Source organism: Prochlorococcus marinus str. SB, assembly GCF_000760115.1.
GTDB lineage: Bacteria > Cyanobacteriota > Cyanobacteriia > PCC-6307 > Cyanobiaceae > Prochlorococcus_A > Prochlorococcus_A marinus_D.
In genome coordinates this window covers 768,785-785,847 of the sequence record NZ_JNAS01000002.1, presented here as the reverse complement: position 1 = coordinate 785,847, position 17,063 = coordinate 768,785, and the positions used below count along the sequence as shown (strand labels likewise).

Sequence of the window (17,063 nt, the reverse complement as noted above, 5' to 3'; positions counted from 1 at the left end):
CAATTAAATATTGACAAATTGATTCTTAATTAATTGAGCTAAATTACCAAATACAACAGAACTTTCTGTATGGGGCTGACTTACTGAGATTGGTATACCTTTATTACTATCATCAACGAGAGGGATTTCAATAGGAATTTGAGCTAATAATGGTAAGTCATTTTCATTAGCTAATGTTCGTCCACCACCTTTACCAAAAATTTCATATTTTTTGCCTGGCATATCTGGCGGAATAAATACTGACATATTTTCTACGATTCCCAGTAAAGGTACTCCGAGTTGTTTAAACATTGCTAATCCTCTCCTTGCATCTTGCAAAGATACCTGTTGAGGAGTAGTGACAACTATAGCTCCAGAAATAGGCACAGATTGAGAAAGAGATATTTGAGCATCTCCTGTTCCTGGAGGCAAGTCAATAACCAAAAAATCAAGATTCTTCCATTCAACTTGGTATAAAAATTGTCGGATAATACTATTAAGCATTGGTCCTCTCCATATAACTGGCTGACCTTCTTCTATGAGGAAACCCATTGATACCAAAGAAATTCCATATTTATTTATTGGTATTAACCTTTGATCACTGCCACTACCTTCCGTAACCTTTGGATTCTGTTCGGCAACTCCCATCATTGAGGGAGTATTAGGTCCATAAATATCCGCATCCAGCAAACCAGTTTTTAAGCCTAATTTAGCTAGAGAACAAGCGAGATTAACTGCAATGGTACTTTTTCCAACTCCACCTTTACCACTGCTAACAGCTATGATGTGCCGAATCCCATCAATCTTCTGCAATTCAGGAGCATTACTTTGATTTTGAGATTCTGTTTTGGAAGAATTATTATCTACCTCTATTTGAACATCATCAATATCTTGAAAATCCAGTAGTACTTCTCTAACCTCTTTTACAATTCTATTTCTCTGAGAATTAGCAAACGATGGTAATGATAATGTTACGATTACTCTTGGTATAGTTACTCTTACATTTTTAATCCAAGCTAATTCAATTACATTTTTCTGTGATCCAGCATCTAGAACTTTTTGTAAAGCAAAATTCGCATCTTCTATTGTGGTCATTAAATTTTTAAATATTTTGGCAAGGTAGTCGACTGTTTAAAAGATTAAGAACTATGTCGAACTATCAAATAATAGGCAATAGGGACCCCCTAAGAGAAATTATAAAGAGAAACTTATAATTAACCAAAAAAAATTTTTTCTTCAAGATTTACTAAATACATGTTGAAAGAACCTCCTAAAAACTCGAGAGAAAAAACTAAAAATCTCTTATTAACTCTACAAGACAAAATTTGTTCAGGGCTTGAAAATATAGATGGCAAAGGGAAATTTACAGAAGAATCCTGGCTAAGAGACGAAGGTGGCGGAGGAAAATCAAGAGTATTGAAAAATGGTTCTATTTTTGAACAAGCAGGAGTAAATTTCTCGGAAGTACAGGGAAAAGAATTACCTCAATCTATAATCTCTCAAAGACCCGAAGCAAAAGGTCATGAATGGTTTGCTACGGGAACTTCTATGGTGTTGCATCCTAAGAATCCCTTTATTCCTACAGTTCATCTGAATTATCGATATTTCGAAGCTGGTCCTGTTTGGTGGTTTGGGGGAGGTGCAGACTTAACCCCTTTTTATCCTTATCTTTCTGATGTAAGGAATTTTCATAACGAACATAAAAAAGCTTGTGAGAATGTTAGTAAAGATTTGCATAAAGTTTTCAAACCATGGTGTGATGAATATTTCTTCTTGAAGCATAGAAATGAATCTAGAGGCATAGGAGGTATTTTTTATGATTATCAAGATGGTTCAGGCAATATTTATAAAGGAAATAATCACAATGGAGAGGCATCAAAATCTTCACAAAATATTGGCAGATCTAATTTAAATTGGGATAATTTATTTTCTTTAGCCGAAAATTGTGGGCAAGCATTCCTCCCTTCATATTTGCCCATTATTGAAAAAAGAGCTTCTCAAACATATTCATCGAAGGAAAGAGAATTTCAGCTATATCGAAGAGGTAGATATGTCGAATTCAATTTAGTTTGGGATAGAGGGACGATTTTTGGACTACAAACAAATGGTAGAACTGAATCTATATTAATGTCCTTGCCGCCTTTAGCTAGATGGGAATACGGATATAAAGCTAAAAAGGGTTCTCGAGAGGAATTTCTCACTTCAATTTTTACAAAACCCCAAGATTGGTTAAATGATAAAGAGTTAGAGAAATTCTGTATAGAGAATAATATTTTTGATTAAAAATTATCTAATAAAATTTTAAAGTATCTTAAATAGGTGTTTTAAATAAGGAACCATCACTTTTCAATTGAAGTTTTTCTCCAAGTTCATTTTCTAAAGAGATTAATTCATCCCTATGTGCTCTTAGTCTCATGAAAGTTGAATCATTTTCATTTTCGTTGATCAACCTTAATTCAAATTTCTCCTCTCTTGCTGATTTTTTAAAATAAACAATTCCAGACAAAGGTCCACCAATTAATCCCAAAAGAATAGGCCACCAACCCAATTCAGGATATATTTGAATAATTACTAATCCCAAAGCACAAGAACCAAAACCGCCAAGAAAACCTAAAAAAATTGCTAAAAATTTACTAGAAACAACTTGACCCTTGAATATTAAAATTCTTTGTTCAAAATCTCCTCCTGTTTGCTTCCATCCCCTCAAGTTAAGCCATTCACATAAACTATTTAAAACTTTAATAGGCTGCTGAGAAGATGAGATCTCAACGATAGTTGTTCTATCTTTACTGGAAGCCCTAAGAAAAAAAAATAAACCTATGGCCAAGAGAATTGTCAGCAATAATGTTGAATTTAAGGAATATGACATTAAATAATTTTTTCTAGTAACTCGAGAATAAAAATTAAATTTACATCATATTATAATTTTTTAGAATTATTCTGTAAAATACTTCTATAAGATAAAAATTCTTAATTAAATAAAATCTTAAGTAATATTCTAAATCTTAAATTTCCTTAAAACTTATTAAAAATGACTATTGAAAGTAAAAATATTGATCTTCTTTATAACGATTTAACAGTAGATTTATACAATCTTTATAAAAAATCATCCTACCTAGCTATTGATACTGAAGCAATGGGTTTAATCCATGGAAGAGATAGACTCTGTTTAGTACAAATATGCAATGAATTTAAAAGAACATGCTGTATAAAAATCGAACGTAATACATCTTCTTCATCTCATTTAAAAAAACTTCTTGAAGATGACAAAATTACTAAAATATTTCACTATGCGAGATTTGATGTAGCAGCTCTAAAATGCAATCTTGAAATTAATACAAAAAATATTTTTTGTACAAAGATTGCTAGTAAGTTGGCAAGAACTTATACAAATAAACACGGTTTAAAGGATTTAATTAATGAATTGTTAGGTATAGATCTGGACAAAAGCTCGCAAAGTAGTGATTGGGGTAGCAACGAAGATTTAACAAAAGATCAATTAGATTATGCATCAAATGATGTTAGATATTTAATTGAAGCTATGCATAAATTAAAAGTTATCTTAGAAAGAGAGAATAGATATGAATTAGCTCAAAAATGTTTCGAAACAGTTTCTGTACATGCTGATTTAGACATACTAAAATTCTCAAATATATTTGAACATTAATAATCAATCTTCAGTTAAAAAATTATCTTCACCATCAAGAGTTTCCATAAGCTTATCAAGTATTCTTGAAGAACTTAATTTATCTCCATCATTTTTTTCACAAATTTTTAAAACATTTTGCGCAACTTGTATTTTTTCTTGAATAGTTTTCGAGCCTTCTTTTGCGATTTGAATTTCTACTTTCTTTTTAGCAGAAGATAAGCTTATACTCATAAGTTTTGCAATCTCTGCACAAATTTTTAGATATTGTCGATCATTTATTGGATACATAAAAGAATTAATAATTAATAAGCTTGTGCCATTTACTAAGATAACAAATAAAGGTTTATGGCATCTACGATTTTCTTACTTGCTCCGGATTCCCCCATTCTTTTTTTGCCTATTTTTGCTTGTTCTAACCTTTCAACTTTTTCTTTCAAAAGTAAACTTAAACGTTTTAAAAGAATTTTTTTGTTATTGCAAACTAAAACACTACCGCCCAATAATCTTGATTGCCTTTTTGCAAATGATTTTGTAAATTGTGGCCCAGGTCCCGGTAGAGAGAGAGATGGAATTCCAAGGCCAGCAATTTGCTCTGTAGCAGTTCCTGCATTAGATAAGCCAACTTCTGCCATATTGGCCCATGAATTGAATGTACCTTTTCCAATCACTACATATTGATCTTTCTTTTTCCATACTGAATCTTCGTTAATTAGAAATTTAACTTTGCTCTGTTTTATAAAACCATATTTATTTAAATAATTTTGAATTTGAATCACATTTGCATTAATACTCAAAGGCAAAAGAATAACCAAATCCTTTGATATATGAAAATCTTGCAAACAATTTAGAAAATTATCAAGATTTTTAAGAGCTTCTGGATATCTACTTCCAACTAATAAAATAATCCTTTTAAAAGAAATAATATTTGATATTTTGTCGTTTGTTGCATTAACAAAATCCATCATTGGATTACCCAAATATTTTGCATCAATATTTTTTTTATTCAAATTATTAGCTGTAATTTTATCTCTCATAATTAAATTTTTACATCTTGGAGATTTCATTAAAAACATTTCCCATGGATCCCATTCAGAACCTTTCAACTTATGATAAAAATCGCTTAAATCCCAACCTGGCCCACTACTCCAAGTATGATCACTTTTGGGAGTTCCAATGAAACTAAATTCGCATTCTGAACTCCAAGCGTAGACTAATGGCAAGAAATCGCCTACTGCGATAATTTTGCAGTTATGTTTTGACTTCTGTTTTACAAGTAGAAAATTTCTTAAATTATCGATTAAAAATCCTGCAAACAAATCAAGCACAAATCCCTTAAGACTTTGATTACTAAAACCTCCACTAGGGAGCTCTTTTAAAAATCCTATTTTACGAAAATTCTTTGATTTTATGGAATTAAATACATCTCCTTTTCCTACTAAAGGCAAAACTTCAATATTTTTATTTTTTATTTTTTTTAGTAATCTTTTTATTATCTCCGATGCGATTACATCTTCTCCATGACCATTGCATATAAATAATAGAGAATGAGACACCTTACTGTTAAGATCATAAAAAGACTCAATCGAATCTTTTTCGGCGGCATGGCCAAGTGGTAAGGCAGAGGATTGCAAATCCTTTATCCCCAGTTCGAATCTGGGTGCCGCCTTATTTAATTTTTTTACATATTTAATTATGAAATTTTCTAAAAACTTCAATTTGAAATAAAAGGTATAAAGTTTCAATTACTTATTGATATATAGAAAAATGATCTCTTCTTTATTTATTGATTAATAATACCCGATATCTATTAATAAATAAAATTTAATTAATTTATTAATTATTTTCATCAGATTATTTATATAAAAATTTAAATTTTTTTAGTAATCATTATCTGCTACACACATTCCTAAACATCTTATACCATTTGAAGCAGTCCTTTTGCAATGATTACATAAAATGGGATCTTTCTCTGATATAAGGTTAATTTTTGAATTATTTTGGTTTTTAAAGCTTATTAACTCTTGTGTTGAATCAAATAGAGTCATTCTTAGAATCATCACTTGAGTCGATACTAACAACAAGTGAAGCATTAGTGTTGGAAGAGGGTATATCCATAATTTTTACAGTTTCTTTAGGCTCATCAATTACTTGATTTTCTTCAGCACTCTCATCAACTGCACAAACTTCAAGAGCCTCTCGAAGAAGTGAATCAAAAGTTGCTCCAGGCAATCTATGTCTAGCAACCTCAAGAAAAGTTCTCGGTAACGATTCAGATGCAGCATCTCGTAAAGCAGGATTATTCTTTCTATGTTCTTGTTCTTCTTCAATTGATTTAATAAACCTCAGTGTGACGTCTCTTTTAGTAGAAGCTTTTATCAGCGTATCGTTTTCCGGATTACTAACGTTAGGTTCATTTTCAAGATCACTAAGTCTTTTTTCCAAACTATTCAAAACTTCATTAGCTTCTTTACTAATATGCGCTAATTGACCATCAGACAAATTAGGTAAATCAGCAACAAAAACTTTCCCATGATCTCTTAGTGTCAAGAAAGTTGGTCTTGGGCCTTGAGCCTGTCTTCCATTTGATTCAGAATTATTACCTATTGGTCTTTTTGGAGGTGTAGGGCCAGCTGAACTACGTCTACGTGTAATTCTTTGATTATTTGCAAAGGGCATTGAATAAAAGTTAAATCTTAATACTTAAACTTCCGATATAATTCGGCGGTAATTTTATTATATTACACCTAACTTTTTCATTTGGGTATAAAAAATAATTTTTTAAAACTCGTTTAAAAAAGATAAAAGAACTTAAGTTAAAATTTCTGGCAAAAATTTACTATTTGTTAAATTATTTTTTCGAACTATCTTTCCAATTTCCCAACTTTCTATATCATAATCCTTGCAGATACTTAATATCGCGTTCTTAAATTTTTTATCAATAATTAAACAAAATCCAACTCCAAGATTGAAAGTATTCCATAAATCTTTTTCAGGAACAGATCCTTTGTCTTTAAGGAATTTAAATAAAATAGGTATTTCCCAAGAACTGGTATTGATATAAGGAATAAAATCAGAAGGTATACATCTTGGTAAATTTTCTGGAATTCCTCCTCCAGTTATATGAGACATTGCTTTAATTTCTATATTTTCAGATAAAATTTGGTTAATCACATTATTGTAAATTTTTGTAGGTTTTAATAACTCATCATAAAAACTTAAGTGAGAAACTTTTTCAAATTCCTTTTCTATTTGATTATTGTTTTGGATAATTTTTCTTACTAAACTAAAGCCATTACTATGAACTCCATTACTTTTTAAAGCAATTATTAAGTCATTTTCAGAGACTTTTTTACCATTAATAAGCTTATCCTCATCGACAATTCCAACACAAAATCCTGCAAGATCATACTTATTTTTTGAATAAAATCCTGGCATTTCAGCAGTTTCACCGCCGAGTAATGAACAGTTATTTTCTCCACAGCCATGTGAAATTCCCTGAACAACCCTCAATAATTGTTTCTTATCAAGCTTACCAGTAGCAATATAATCCAGAAAAAATAAAGGTTTTGCACCACTAGTAATGATATCGTTCATGCACATAGCAACTAAATCAATACCAACCTCAAAGTGAAAGTTTTTACTTTGAGCTAATTCTAATTTTGTTCCAACACCATCAGTTCCTGAAACAAGAACTGGTTTTTTAAAACTGTCGATAGGTATTCTAAACAAGCCTCCAAACCCGCCAATACCCTCAATCACATTAGATGTATGAGTTCCTTCAACTGCCTGTTTAATTTCGGAAACAAATTCTCGTCCAGCTTCTATATCAACACCTGATGTTTTGTAATCCATGAAATAAAAATGATAGACTCTCCCTATATAGATATTCCTCCTAAGATTGCTTTTGTCCAGTAATTATTTATCAAATAGATTTATTTTTTAAAAACAAAGTGAAGAAAGTAATAATAAGGAAAACTGAAGAAATAGAAAATTGGAGGAGAAATATAAATAGTGAAATTAACTTTATTCCAACAATGGGTAATCTTCATAATGGACATATAAAATTAATATCAACGGCAAGAAATGAAAATTCTAATGTTAATTTAGTAAGTATTTTTATTAATCCACTTCAATTCGATAACAAGTTAGACTTAGAAAATTACCCTAAAACAATTGATAATGATATAAAAATCTCCTTTTCAAATGGCGCGGATGCCATCTTCATCCCAAGTAATGAAGATATATATCCACCAAATAATAAAAATATTAAATTCCTAAAAGCGCCAAGAGAATTATCTTCGGCATTATGTGGATTAAAACGAATTGGACATTTTGATGGCGTTTGTACAGTAGTTTATAGATTACTTAATCTCATCAAGCCTACAAATCTTTACTTAGGAGAAAAAGATTGGCAACAACTTTTAATTTTAAAAAATCTTGTCCTAAAAGAGAAATTAAATGTTGCTATTAAATCTATTCCTACACAACGAGATTTTGATGGAATTCCTTTAAGTTCACGTAATGTACATTTATCAAAAAATGAAAGGAAATTGATTAGGTTTTTTTCAAGTGAGTTATTAGAAGCAAAAAAAATTTTTCAACAAGAAAAAAATGTCAATTTAAACGAAATTATTAAAAAGTTATCAGCAAAAAAAATTTCAATCGAATATTTAGAACACTTGCACCCTCATACCCTCCAAAAAGCGAGACTTGAGGATAATATTTCGTTACTGGCTGGTGCGATAAGATGTGGAGAGACAAGATTAATTGATCACGTTTTCCTAATGAAAAGAAGGCCGATTATTGCAATTGATGGTCCTGCAGGGTCAGGTAAAAGTACTGTAACAAAGTTAATAGCGAAGAAACTTAAACTTCTATATTTAGATACTGGCGCAATGTATAGGGCATTGAGTTGGCTTATACTTAAAGAAAATATTGATTATAAAAAAGAAAAAAAATTACTGAATATTTTTAAAGATATATCTATTGTTTTCAAGTCAAATACAAATTCACATCAGGATGTTTATGTTAATAACTACTGTGTTACTGAAGAAATTAGGTCGCAAAAGATAAGTTCCATAGTTTCTAAAATTTCCTCAATAAAAGAAGTAAGAAAATTCTTAGTAGAAGAACAAAGAAAAATTGGAGAATCTGGCGGACTTGTAGCTGAGGGAAGAGATATAGGAACTACTGTTTTTCCTCATGCAGAACTTAAAATATTTTTGACTGCTAGCATTGATGAAAGAGCAAAAAGAAGAAAATTTGATAAAAATAGTAAAGACTTACAAGAAATAGACCTTAGTACATTAAAAGAGCTTATAAAGAAACGAGATTTTGAAGATTCCAATAGGGAAATTTCACCTCTAGTAAAAGCGGATGACGCAATAGAAATTATTACGGATGGAAACACAATTAATGAGGTGGTGGATAAAATTATTGATCTTTATAATGACAAGATTCCTAAAGAGACTGAGATCAAATAAATTCAAGAAATACTTTCCAAAAAACCTTTTACAGAGTCTTCTAATATATCAAGAACATAATCGAAGCCCTCATCACCTCCAAAATATGGGTCAGGAACTTCTTGCTCATTAAAAACTGTTCTAAAATCTTGTATTTTTTTAATTGATGCAAAACCAGCTGAAGCTGTTCTATTTTTAAGATCTTGAATATTTCTAAAATTTGAATCGTCCATAGCAATAATATAGTTAAATTCGTCAAAATCTTTGTTGGTTATTTGACGAGCCCTGCTTAAGATATTTATATCTCTTCTTTCTGCCGCAATTCTCATCCTAGAGTCAGCTTTTTTTCCAATATGCCAACTCCCAGTTCCAGCAGAATCTACAATAAAGCCATCGGTTAAGCCCTTCTTTTCAATTAGACTTATAAAGATAGCTTCTGCTGCAGGAGACCTACAAATATTTCCCAAACATACAAAAAGAACAGAAATTTTTTTCATATGATTTCAAATTTCATAAATTATAAGACTTTTAAGTAGTAAATAAAACTTCTTTAATTAAAGATTCAGTAAATTCTTTACCAAATAAACTCGACAACATTGGCCTCGCTGGATCGTTATCTCTTCTATAATTCAAATAATTATTTTGACCGTTTATTAATTCTTTTTGCAGTTCAATATTGACTTCTTTGCTTTCGAAAAGAATTTCCAAATACAAATCAAGATATTCCTTAAATGAGATATAAAGCTGATTAGCAATCAAAAAATCACTACTTTCTTCTTTGGGTAATTTTGACCATATTGCTCCTGGAGAAAAAAATCTAGCTACATCCGCAGACATTTCTTCAGCTAATGGGAGTGATGAATGACAATGATTTTTGAGTTTGATAAGTTTTTCTAATAACTGATTATTGTATTGATTTTGTATTTTTAATGAGGGCTGAAAATCTAACACTAATAAATAACTATTAGGTAGAGAAACAAAATCTACTCCAAAAAATGGGACGTTATAAATAGTATTAGGAATAATTAAAAAATTTAAAACAGAATAATTTGGACTATTTATACACACTGCTCTTGCGAATTGAATTCTTTTTTTATGCGTTACACCCCAAGTAGAGAGATTCACATTTTTTTTTGATTTTTTTGAACCATATGTTGAATCTTTATAAGAATATTCCGAGGGTATTATTTTTTCTAAACAGTTATATTTACTTAAATTATTTGTTAAATATTTTAAAAAATTATGCCATCTCCAATCTGGCCTGTAAAAAATAGTATCTTGTATTAACATTCAATAAATAATCTCATTATTTAATGTAAAAAGGAATTTATTGACAAATTTTTTTGTCCATTTTTCTCCAAAAAAAGATTTAAACAATTTATCTGCAGGGTCTTTTTCAAAACTATACTTATCATATTTAATTTGATTAATCTTTATTTCTTCTGCATCTAAGAATTGATTAACAGGGTTCGATTTATGAATGTTCAAATAATTATTTACAAATAAATGAAATATATTTTTTAAATCTCTATCAAGATTTAATTTATTTCCTCTACATATAATTACCCATGGCGAAAAATACTTTTTTGAATCATATATATTCTTCATTTTATTATTATCAAATGCAGAATATTTTTTTTTAATAATACCTAAACTTGAACAATATTTTTCGAGATATTTGCCTTCTTGAATTAAAGGTTGATAATCAAGTATTGCTAATAACTTTTGAGAAGTTCCAAACCATAAAATATCAGCTCCTAAAATAGGCATTTCACAATCAAAATTAGGATATGCAACCGTATTAAACACTTGCAGTTTTTTGCCACCATCTAATCTTGTTATTCGCCACTTTCTATATTCGGGGGATGAAAAAAGCCAATTCTTAATAATATATTTTGAGTCTTCATTATGATATTCTTTAAATTCGCTAGATATTTGTACTTCATGACCATTTAATTCATCAATATTGGTTTTAAGAAAATCAACTAATGAATCAAACATAAATATTAGGTCTCGGTACTTCCTTTCCTGACTTTTTTTGTAATGTAATTGAATACAATCTTTCCTAAAACAGCAATCAAGTTACCTTCAAGCTCCTTAAACATTTTCATATTGTAAGTAAAAGCTTGATTAGCTTCATCAATAATTTGATCAGCAGTCTTTTGATTTATTGGAAGTTTATTCAAAGTAATAGAATATTCTTCCTTGAATTTCTTTTCATCAGCAATTAATTCAAACTCATAAAAATTTAAACCATCATTTCCCTGCAAATTTAATGCTTTTTTTGCGATCCTTTTCAAAATTTGCCCTCCAGATAAATCTCCTATATAGCGAGTGTAGTGGTGACCAACTAATAGCTCTGGTGAATTTTTTGCGACCTCTCGGATTCTTTCAACATATTCTTTTGCTGAGTGAGAAATATTAATTTCATTCTTCCAGTTTTCACCAAAATAAAATTTAAGATCATTAACAAGAGTTTCTTTCCTGTATAACGATTTAAAACCTATAGGTTTTATTACGGGATGTTCCTCATTGACCAGTCTTTCAATTTCTTCTTCCATAGCTTCATAAACAAAATATAAATCACTAATTAATTTTCTATAAGATTTTTTTTCAACAACTCCTTTTAAAAAACAAGCCACAAAGCCAGTATTTTCTGCCATAGTATGGGATTTTTTTGTCCCTTCTCTTAATTGTCCTGCAAGAGCAACTGCCATCTATTTTGAATTATTTTTGTAAGTGTATTTAATCTACAAGGAAAATACATAAAACAGCTAATTTTTGTTACCTGCAGATGTTGTAGAGAATAACTTATAAAGTTCTTTACAAACCAAAAAAAGGTTATCTTTTTGTTCCTTTTGCGGTAAATGAGTACCAGTCATTTCCCAATCACCGATGGTAGCCACTCTCCATCTCTCGGAGGGAACAATCATACCTCTCATTATTATTCCCAACAATTTCGGAACTCTACCATTATTATCATTTTCAATTCTTAATTGTAAGAGTATAGCTCTACATTCAATAAGAGGGCTCCAACCAGGGAAATGAAACGCAAAATCAATAGTATCTTGCATAGATTCATTATTTGAATTGTCCCAGGGACTAAAGTTTACGCTTGCATCTGGAAAATATTTCCGAAACAAAGCTGCAGTGGAAGCAATTTTATTCGCTATTTCAACATTACTTACATTTGAACTCGCATTCATAAAGTAATTGAGTACTTTTTTGAAAATGACATAATTTTCTTTAACTTGCTTATTAACTACTTTTTCTTTTAATAAAGATGTTGAAATGCTGATCAACAAACTATTCTCTATTCACATTTGAATAATAAATTTCTAGGTTTTAAAGAAAATAACTCATCGCAAATTACAATACGAGGAACTTCAATGAGTTATATTTTATTAATTAAATGCTATGACAAAATTTGAAAAATTAACTTTACCTAATGAAGGCGAGATAATAACTTTTAACCAAGGCAAACCTAATGTTCCTAATAATCCAATTGTCCCATTTATTAGGGGTGATGGTACTGGAGTTGATATTTGGCCTGCAACTCAAATCGTTCTTGATTCAGCGATTAAAAAAAGCTATGGAGATAAAAGAAAAATACATTGGTTTAAAGTCTATGCAGGCGATGAAGCTTGTGAACTTTATGGAACATATAACTATCTGCCTCAAGATACTATTGAAGCAATCAAACACTTTGGTGTAGCCATCAAAGGGCCTTTAACGACTCCCATTGGTGGAGGTATTAGATCTCTTAATGTTGCATTAAGGCAAATCTTTGATTTATATAGTTGTGTTAGACCATGCAAATATTATTCAGGAACTCCAAGCCCCCACAAAAATCCCCAAAATTTAGACGTTATTGTTTATAGAGAAAATACTGAGGATATCTACATGGGTATTGAATGGGAAGCGGAGGATAATAATTGTCTTGAATTAATTAATCACTTAAATAACGTTGTCATACCAAAAAGTAAAAATTTAAAAAATAGATCTATACCAGACGGATCAGGTATTGGAATAAAACCAGTAAGTAAATCTGGTAGCCAAAGGCATATTAGAAAAGCTATTGAACATGCCAAAAGATTATCAGGAGATAAAAGGCATGTAACTCTTGTACACAAAGGGAATATTATGAAATATACAGAAGGTGCATTTAGAGATTGGGGATATGAATTAGCAGTAAATGAATTTAGAGAAGATTGCATTACAGAGAGAGAAAGCTGGATTTTAGATAATATTCAGAAAAATCCAGAAATTACAATTGAAAATAATGCTCGAAAAATTGAACCAGGTTTTGACAAGCTTACAAATAACAAAAAAGCATTCATTTGCGAAGAAATTAAAGAAGTTATTGCATCAATATCAAATTCTCACGGAGATGGAAAATGGAGAGAACTTATTCTTGTTGATGATCGGATAGCTGATAGTATATTTCAACAAATTCAAACTAGACCTCAAGAATATTCAATTCTTGCAACCTTAAATCTCAATGGAGACTATGTTTCTGATGCAGCTGCAGCAATTGTTGGTGGCCTAGGCATGGCTCCTGGTGCAAATATTGGAGATAATGCAGCAATTTTCGAAGCTACGCACGGTACTGCGCCAAAACATGCAGGCTTAAATAAGATTAATCCAGGCTCAGTAATTCTTAGTGGTGTAATGATGCTCGAATATTTTGGTTGGGATGAGGCAGCTAACTTAATTACTAATGGTTTAAGTAAGGCAATTGAGCAAAAAAAAGTCACCTATGATTTAGCACGCTTAATGGAACCAAAAGTAGAACCCTTAACCTGCAGCAGTTTTGCTGAAGAAATTATCTCAAATTTCTAATTTTAAAAATTATTTTTATTTTCAAAAACTTTCCAAATATTAACCAGTGAATCTTTAGTACCAATGTTTCCAGGATGAGTAACAATGGGAAGTTTTTTGCCATTTTTAAGGTTGTAAGTCACCACTGAAATGCCAGTTAAAATCTGTCCTTCAAGATAAACATAATCTGCATTAAGTCCTTTACTAAGAATCAAATTTGTTGTTATTCCACCTTTTGAAATCAAATATCCTATTTCATACTTCAAATCCGCGACTAATTCAGCAATAAAACAAGCAAGTAAATTATAAAAATTAAATAGTTCAGAATAATCTAAAGACATAAATTTTCTTGAAGTAAACAAAACAGGAGTTTTTCCTCTCTCAAAAGAAAATCTAATTTCTTTTAAAAATTTATTTTTAAACAAATTCCTTCTCTTCTGATTATTATCTAATGAAGTAATTTTAAAGAATTCAAAAACATCTAATTCAACTGGGTTGCAATTACTTATCTCTAATAAATTATTTAATTGTATTGTTGAAAGTTCTACATAAGATCCAACAATGATCAGTCCTGGAAGAAAACTCTTTTCTTTATTTCTTATTCTTAAATTAGAGAAAAATATTTCAGTATGAGAGACACTTTTTTTCTCAGAAATTGAACTAATGAAACTTGCTGCAGTTCGAAAAAGGAATTTTTTTTGTTTAATTAATTTTCTAATTACTAAAGAAAATTTTTTTAATTGAGAATAATTCTCTACATCTACAACTACATGTTTATTATTCTTCAAGTTCTTTAGTGTTTTAAAAACAATATTATTTTCTTCATCATTTAGAATTTCGATATCTGATAATAAAAGATTTTGAATATCTTCAAAATTTATTTGCGATTTACTTTGCTGAAATAATAGATTCTTTACATTACTTGTCTCATATCCAAAAATTTTATCTGTTGCAAAAATTGTTTGACTAATAGGAGTTTTATCAACAAAATGAGATCCATTAATTGTGAATCTTTTACCTTCTATGAAAGCTGGAATATGAAAAGTAGCATCAAAAGGACCTAAGCAACTATTTAGAGCAATTGGCTCTAAATAGTTATGTCCTCTAAGAGTAGAGTCTCCTCTACTTATAAAAATAATTTCTTCTTCATAGGCTTGAGAAGTAATTACAGTCTTGAGATTTTTGCAAATTTCCTCTATTGTTAATTTCGCATCATTTTCCGATAGTGACCTTGTATTAGCCAAAATAAAAAATAAATTAGATTTAGATTCAAAACCTTTAGCTAAAGTTGAGCAGTCCCACTTAAGCAGTAATAAGCAATCTTGAACAGTTTGAGAGCCTGTTGGATCATCATCTATAACAACAAATTTCATAAGTATTGCAAAATTACTTAAGAGATTTTATTTGTATTGAGGCATTTAACCTTTTACTATCATTTGAAGGAATCATAATGTTTCTAAATCCATCAACAAAAGAATTTCGGGGACTAGTCCAAGGTTCAAGACATATCATTCTTCTTGGAGGATCACTCCAAATAACGCCTAAATCAAAAGGATATGGATGATTTAAAGTTACCTCTCTTTTAAAAATTTTATCTCGAAAAGAGCTTCTACCGGAAGTATACATAAGTAGATCAACTCCTAAATTAATTTTATTTAATTCATCCAAAGTATTACTTAAAGTATTTCTTACTTGATCCTGACAATTAAGTGGATTATCAACAAACTCTAAATTTTTGAAATCTGAAATTTTAAAATAAGGATGCAAACCAAAATTTATAGGCATAGCAAAGTCTGTTTTGTTATGGATTGTAATTTCAAATTCTAAAGAGTTAATTTTTAAGATAACTTCTATTTTTAGTTCGAAATCGAAAGGATAATATTTTTTGGTTTTTTTAGATTCATTTAAGAATAAACATAAAAATTTTTCATTTTCATTGAAGGAGTATTGCCATTTCAAATCCCTAGCGAAACCATGTTGTGGTAATTGCAAATAACCATTTCCAAATACTGAACTAGAGGTATTGAGATTTCCACAAATTGGAAACAAGATTGGAATGCCTCCCCTAATACTTTTTGTCTTATCCATAAATCTTGTTTCATCGAAATAAAGTATTTCATTACCATCCGAAACCCAATTTGTAATAACACCTCCTCTTTCAGGACAAAATTTAATGTAATTATTTTTATCCAATTGAAAGACAAAAATTCCTTGGTCCTTATTAGATAATTCAAGTTTCACGATTATTACTTAAAGAGAATCAACCCAATCCAAAATATGCTGATTAACTAATTCAGGTATCTCATCATGAGGACAATGTCCTGCTTCAAGAATAATTTCTTTTGTATTCTTTGGTGTAAATTTTTTATATAGATTTCTTTTTTTTGGAGTATTCATCCATGGATCTTTCCCTCCCCAAAGAAGTAATAATGGTGCATTTAGTTTTGCGAATAGCTTATCCAAGGGCAATCCCTGAGGACCTGATGGGTTAAATACACTTCTAAAAACATTAAAAGCTCCGAAATCTAGAGAAGGCTTTCTTATTGACTCAACTAAAAAATCATCAACATTTTTTTTATCAACATAAACTTGATTCAACGTTTTTTTAATATTTTTTGGATTTCTCATATTTTCAAAAATCAAACGTTGAAGAACAATATTTTTCAAAAATATGCCGGCAACTGTTTCAATTGAAGTTTGCAACATATTCTTTTTGATAGTTTTTTCTTCACTAAAATATCCAGCAGCATTAAGTAAGATCACTCCTGCGTTTAGCTCATTTAATTCTGCACAAGCTGCTAATGCGGCATAACCACCTAATGAATTTCCAACAACAATTGTAGGTTTTTTTATTTTCTCTTTTACATAAGCGACAACCTGATCTTTCCATAAAGATCCTGAGTATTCGACGTCTTGAGGCTTAGGACTTTTTCCAAAACCGAGTAAATCCATAGCATGAACTTCGTATTTTGTACTCAAAATAGGAATATTAAATCTCCAATGATCCGTAGAAGCACCGAAACCATGAATTAATAAAATTGCACAATCTTTTGATGTTTGCTCGGGCTTAGCGGAAACTGTATGAATTGGGTAATTTAAAAAATTCCAGTTATTATTAACACTACTATCTATCTGAGCTGACTTTTCCATTC

Annotated in this window: 19 protein-coding genes and 1 tRNA gene; 5 read left to right on the top strand and 15 right to left on the bottom strand. The window is 30.1% G+C overall.

All coding sequences use genetic code 11. The features are described from left to right. Nucleotides 1-3: 3 nt before the first annotated feature. A complete protein-coding gene (locus EV02_RS02275; protein WP_032520029.1) occupies nt 4-1,074 on the bottom strand; it encodes an Mrp/NBP35 family ATP-binding protein in 1,071 nt (356 codons plus the stop codon). Nucleotides 1,075-1,233: 159 nt separating this feature from the next. Here EV02_RS02275 and hemF point away from each other — a divergent pair, with 159 nt between their 5' ends. Next, on the top strand, nt 1,234-2,262 hold the full coding sequence (gene hemF / locus EV02_RS02280; RefSeq protein ID WP_032520028.1) for an oxygen-dependent coproporphyrinogen oxidase: 1,029 nt from the start codon (nt 1,234-1,236) through the stop codon (nt 2,260-2,262). 28 nt (nt 2,263-2,290) lie between these two features. On the opposite strand, the gene EV02_RS02285 is transcribed toward hemF, so the two are convergent. Continuing rightward, the gene (locus EV02_RS02285; protein WP_032520027.1) at nt 2,291-2,848 is read right to left on the bottom strand and encodes a cofactor assembly of complex C subunit B; all 558 of its coding nucleotides are present in this window, start codon (nt 2,846-2,848) and stop codon (nt 2,291-2,293) included. A gap of 162 nt (nt 2,849-3,010) precedes the next feature. Between EV02_RS02285 and EV02_RS02290 the strand changes: the two genes are divergently transcribed. After that, nucleotides 3,011-3,646, top strand: coding sequence for a ribonuclease D (locus EV02_RS02290; protein WP_032520026.1), 636 nt, complete (start codon nt 3,011-3,013; stop codon nt 3,644-3,646). A gap of 3 nt (nt 3,647-3,649) precedes the next feature. Here the strand turns inward: EV02_RS02290 and EV02_RS02295 are convergent, their stop codons facing one another. Both EV02_RS02295 and EV02_RS09225 read right to left on the bottom strand, forming a co-directional pair. After that, complete coding sequence (locus EV02_RS02295) at nt 3,650-3,916, bottom strand: hypothetical protein (protein WP_025972613.1); 267 nt, start codon at nt 3,914-3,916, stop codon at nt 3,650-3,652. Between the two features lie 35 nt (nt 3,917-3,951). Further along, nucleotides 3,952-5,181 carry a lipid-A-disaccharide synthase-related protein gene (locus EV02_RS09225; protein ID WP_241433717.1) on the bottom strand — a complete coding sequence of 410 codons (1,230 nt, stop codon included), beginning with the start codon at nt 5,179-5,181 and terminating at the stop codon, nt 3,952-3,954. A 42-nt stretch (nt 5,182-5,223) separates the two neighbouring features. On the opposite strand from EV02_RS09225, the gene EV02_RS02300 reads away from it, so the two are divergent. Beyond that, a tRNA-Cys gene (locus EV02_RS02300) sits at nt 5,224-5,294 on the top strand. Between the two features lie 211 nt (nt 5,295-5,505). Here EV02_RS02300 and EV02_RS09555 read toward each other — a convergent pair. The 3 genes from EV02_RS09555 to purM all read right to left on the bottom strand — a co-directional run bounded on the left by EV02_RS09555 (nt 5,506) and on the right by purM (nt 7,480). After that, entirely contained in the window at nt 5,506-5,673 is a 168-nt protein-coding gene (locus EV02_RS09555; protein WP_193742634.1) for a hypothetical protein, read from the bottom strand. Continuing rightward, the gene (locus EV02_RS02305; RefSeq protein WP_032520023.1) at nt 5,660-6,304 is read right to left on the bottom strand and encodes a hypothetical protein; all 645 of its coding nucleotides are present in this window, start codon (nt 6,302-6,304) and stop codon (nt 5,660-5,662) included. The genes EV02_RS09555 and EV02_RS02305 overlap by 14 nt, the downstream gene beginning before the upstream one ends. A gap of 132 nt (nt 6,305-6,436) precedes the next feature. Beyond that, a complete protein-coding gene (gene purM, locus EV02_RS02310; RefSeq protein ID WP_032520022.1) occupies nt 6,437-7,480 on the bottom strand; it encodes a phosphoribosylformylglycinamidine cyclo-ligase in 1,044 nt (347 codons plus the stop codon). A gap of 98 nt (nt 7,481-7,578) precedes the next feature. Between purM and EV02_RS02315 the strand changes: the two genes are divergently transcribed. Further along, nucleotides 7,579-9,111, top strand: a complete 1,533-nt coding sequence (locus tag EV02_RS02315; RefSeq protein ID WP_032520021.1) for a bifunctional pantoate--beta-alanine ligase/(d)CMP kinase — start codon at nt 7,579-7,581, stop codon at nt 9,109-9,111. A 2-nt stretch (nt 9,112-9,113) separates the two neighbouring features. Here the strand turns inward: EV02_RS02315 and EV02_RS02320 are convergent, their stop codons facing one another. From EV02_RS02320 to EV02_RS02340, 5 genes are read right to left on the bottom strand one after another with little or no spacing between them, the layout of a single operon-like run. After that, entirely contained in the window at nt 9,114-9,587 is a 474-nt protein-coding gene (locus tag EV02_RS02320) for a low molecular weight protein-tyrosine-phosphatase (RefSeq protein WP_032520020.1), read from the bottom strand. A 31-nt stretch (nt 9,588-9,618) separates the two neighbouring features. Next, a complete protein-coding gene (locus EV02_RS02325) occupies nt 9,619-10,380 on the bottom strand; it encodes a phycoerythrobilin:ferredoxin oxidoreductase (protein ID WP_032520018.1) in 762 nt (253 codons plus the stop codon). Further along, nucleotides 10,381-11,091 carry a 15,16-dihydrobiliverdin:ferredoxin oxidoreductase gene (locus tag EV02_RS02330; protein WP_032520016.1) on the bottom strand — a complete coding sequence of 237 codons (711 nt, stop codon included), beginning with the start codon at nt 11,089-11,091 and terminating at the stop codon, nt 10,381-10,383. 5 nt (nt 11,092-11,096) lie between these two features. Beyond that, complete coding sequence (locus tag EV02_RS02335) at nt 11,097-11,807, bottom strand: heme oxygenase (biliverdin-producing) (protein WP_032520015.1); 711 nt, start codon at nt 11,805-11,807, stop codon at nt 11,097-11,099. A 57-nt stretch (nt 11,808-11,864) separates the two neighbouring features. Continuing rightward, nucleotides 11,865-12,296 carry a hypothetical protein gene (locus EV02_RS02340; protein WP_032516106.1) on the bottom strand — a complete coding sequence of 144 codons (432 nt, stop codon included), beginning with the start codon at nt 12,294-12,296 and terminating at the stop codon, nt 11,865-11,867. Between the two features lie 211 nt (nt 12,297-12,507). Between EV02_RS02340 and EV02_RS02345 the strand changes: the two genes are divergently transcribed. Continuing rightward, nucleotides 12,508-13,932, top strand: a complete 1,425-nt coding sequence (locus EV02_RS02345) for an NADP-dependent isocitrate dehydrogenase (protein ID WP_032520014.1) — start codon at nt 12,508-12,510, stop codon at nt 13,930-13,932. Between the two features lie 2 nt (nt 13,933-13,934). On the opposite strand, the gene EV02_RS02350 is transcribed toward EV02_RS02345, so the two are convergent. Genes EV02_RS02350 through EV02_RS02360 form a run of 3 tightly spaced genes read right to left on the bottom strand, consistent with a single transcriptional unit; the run spans nt 13,935 to nt 17,061 of the window. Beyond that, on the bottom strand, nt 13,935-15,284 hold the full coding sequence (locus tag EV02_RS02350) for a four-carbon acid sugar kinase family protein (protein ID WP_032520013.1): 1,350 nt from the start codon (nt 15,282-15,284) through the stop codon (nt 13,935-13,937). Nucleotides 15,285-15,297: 13 nt separating this feature from the next. Then, on the bottom strand, nt 15,298-16,152 hold the full coding sequence (locus tag EV02_RS02355; RefSeq protein ID WP_032520012.1) for a galactose mutarotase: 855 nt from the start codon (nt 16,150-16,152) through the stop codon (nt 15,298-15,300). A 9-nt stretch (nt 16,153-16,161) separates the two neighbouring features. Next, nucleotides 16,162-17,061, bottom strand: coding sequence for an alpha/beta fold hydrolase (locus tag EV02_RS02360; protein WP_032520010.1), 900 nt, complete (start codon nt 17,059-17,061; stop codon nt 16,162-16,164). Between the last annotated feature and the right edge of the window lie 2 nt (nt 17,062-17,063).

What these genes read in the sequence shown, in the direction of transcription:
- EV02_RS02275 (WP_032520029.1), bottom strand. Translation starts at nt 1,074, where the DNA reads ATGACCACAATAGAAGATGCGAATTTTGCTTTACAAAAAGTTCTAGAT.
- hemF (WP_032520028.1), top strand. Translation starts at nt 1,234, where the DNA reads ATGTTGAAAGAACCTCCTAAAAACTCGAGAGAAAAAACTAAAAATCTC.
- EV02_RS02285 (WP_032520027.1), bottom strand. Translation starts at nt 2,848, where the DNA reads ATGTCATATTCCTTAAATTCAACATTATTGCTGACAATTCTCTTGGCC.
- EV02_RS02290 (WP_032520026.1), top strand. Translation starts at nt 3,011, where the DNA reads ATGACTATTGAAAGTAAAAATATTGATCTTCTTTATAACGATTTAACA.
- EV02_RS02295 (WP_025972613.1), bottom strand. Translation starts at nt 3,916, where the DNA reads ATGTATCCAATAAATGATCGACAATATCTAAAAATTTGTGCAGAGATT.
- EV02_RS09555 (WP_193742634.1), bottom strand. Translation starts at nt 5,673, where the DNA reads ATGACTCTATTTGATTCAACACAAGAGTTAATAAGCTTTAAAAACCAA.
- EV02_RS02305 (WP_032520023.1), bottom strand. Translation starts at nt 6,304, where the DNA reads ATGCCCTTTGCAAATAATCAAAGAATTACACGTAGACGTAGTTCAGCT.
- purM (WP_032520022.1), bottom strand. Translation starts at nt 7,480, where the DNA reads ATGGATTACAAAACATCAGGTGTTGATATAGAAGCTGGACGAGAATTT.
- EV02_RS02320 (WP_032520020.1), bottom strand. Translation starts at nt 9,587, where the DNA reads ATGAAAAAAATTTCTGTTCTTTTTGTATGTTTGGGAAATATTTGTAGG.
- EV02_RS02325 (WP_032520018.1), bottom strand. Translation starts at nt 10,380, where the DNA reads ATGTTAATACAAGATACTATTTTTTACAGGCCAGATTGGAGATGGCAT.
- EV02_RS02330 (WP_032520016.1), bottom strand. Translation starts at nt 11,091, where the DNA reads ATGTTTGATTCATTAGTTGATTTTCTTAAAACCAATATTGATGAATTA.
- EV02_RS02335 (WP_032520015.1), bottom strand. Translation starts at nt 11,807, where the DNA reads ATGGCAGTTGCTCTTGCAGGACAATTAAGAGAAGGGACAAAAAAATCC.
- EV02_RS02340 (WP_032516106.1), bottom strand. Translation starts at nt 12,296, where the DNA reads ATGAATGCGAGTTCAAATGTAAGTAATGTTGAAATAGCGAATAAAATT.
- EV02_RS02345 (WP_032520014.1), top strand. Translation starts at nt 12,508, where the DNA reads ATGACAAAATTTGAAAAATTAACTTTACCTAATGAAGGCGAGATAATA.
- EV02_RS02350 (WP_032520013.1), bottom strand. Translation starts at nt 15,284, where the DNA reads ATGAAATTTGTTGTTATAGATGATGATCCAACAGGCTCTCAAACTGTT.
- EV02_RS02360 (WP_032520010.1), bottom strand. Translation starts at nt 17,061, where the DNA reads ATGGAAAAGTCAGCTCAGATAGATAGTAGTGTTAATAATAACTGGAAT.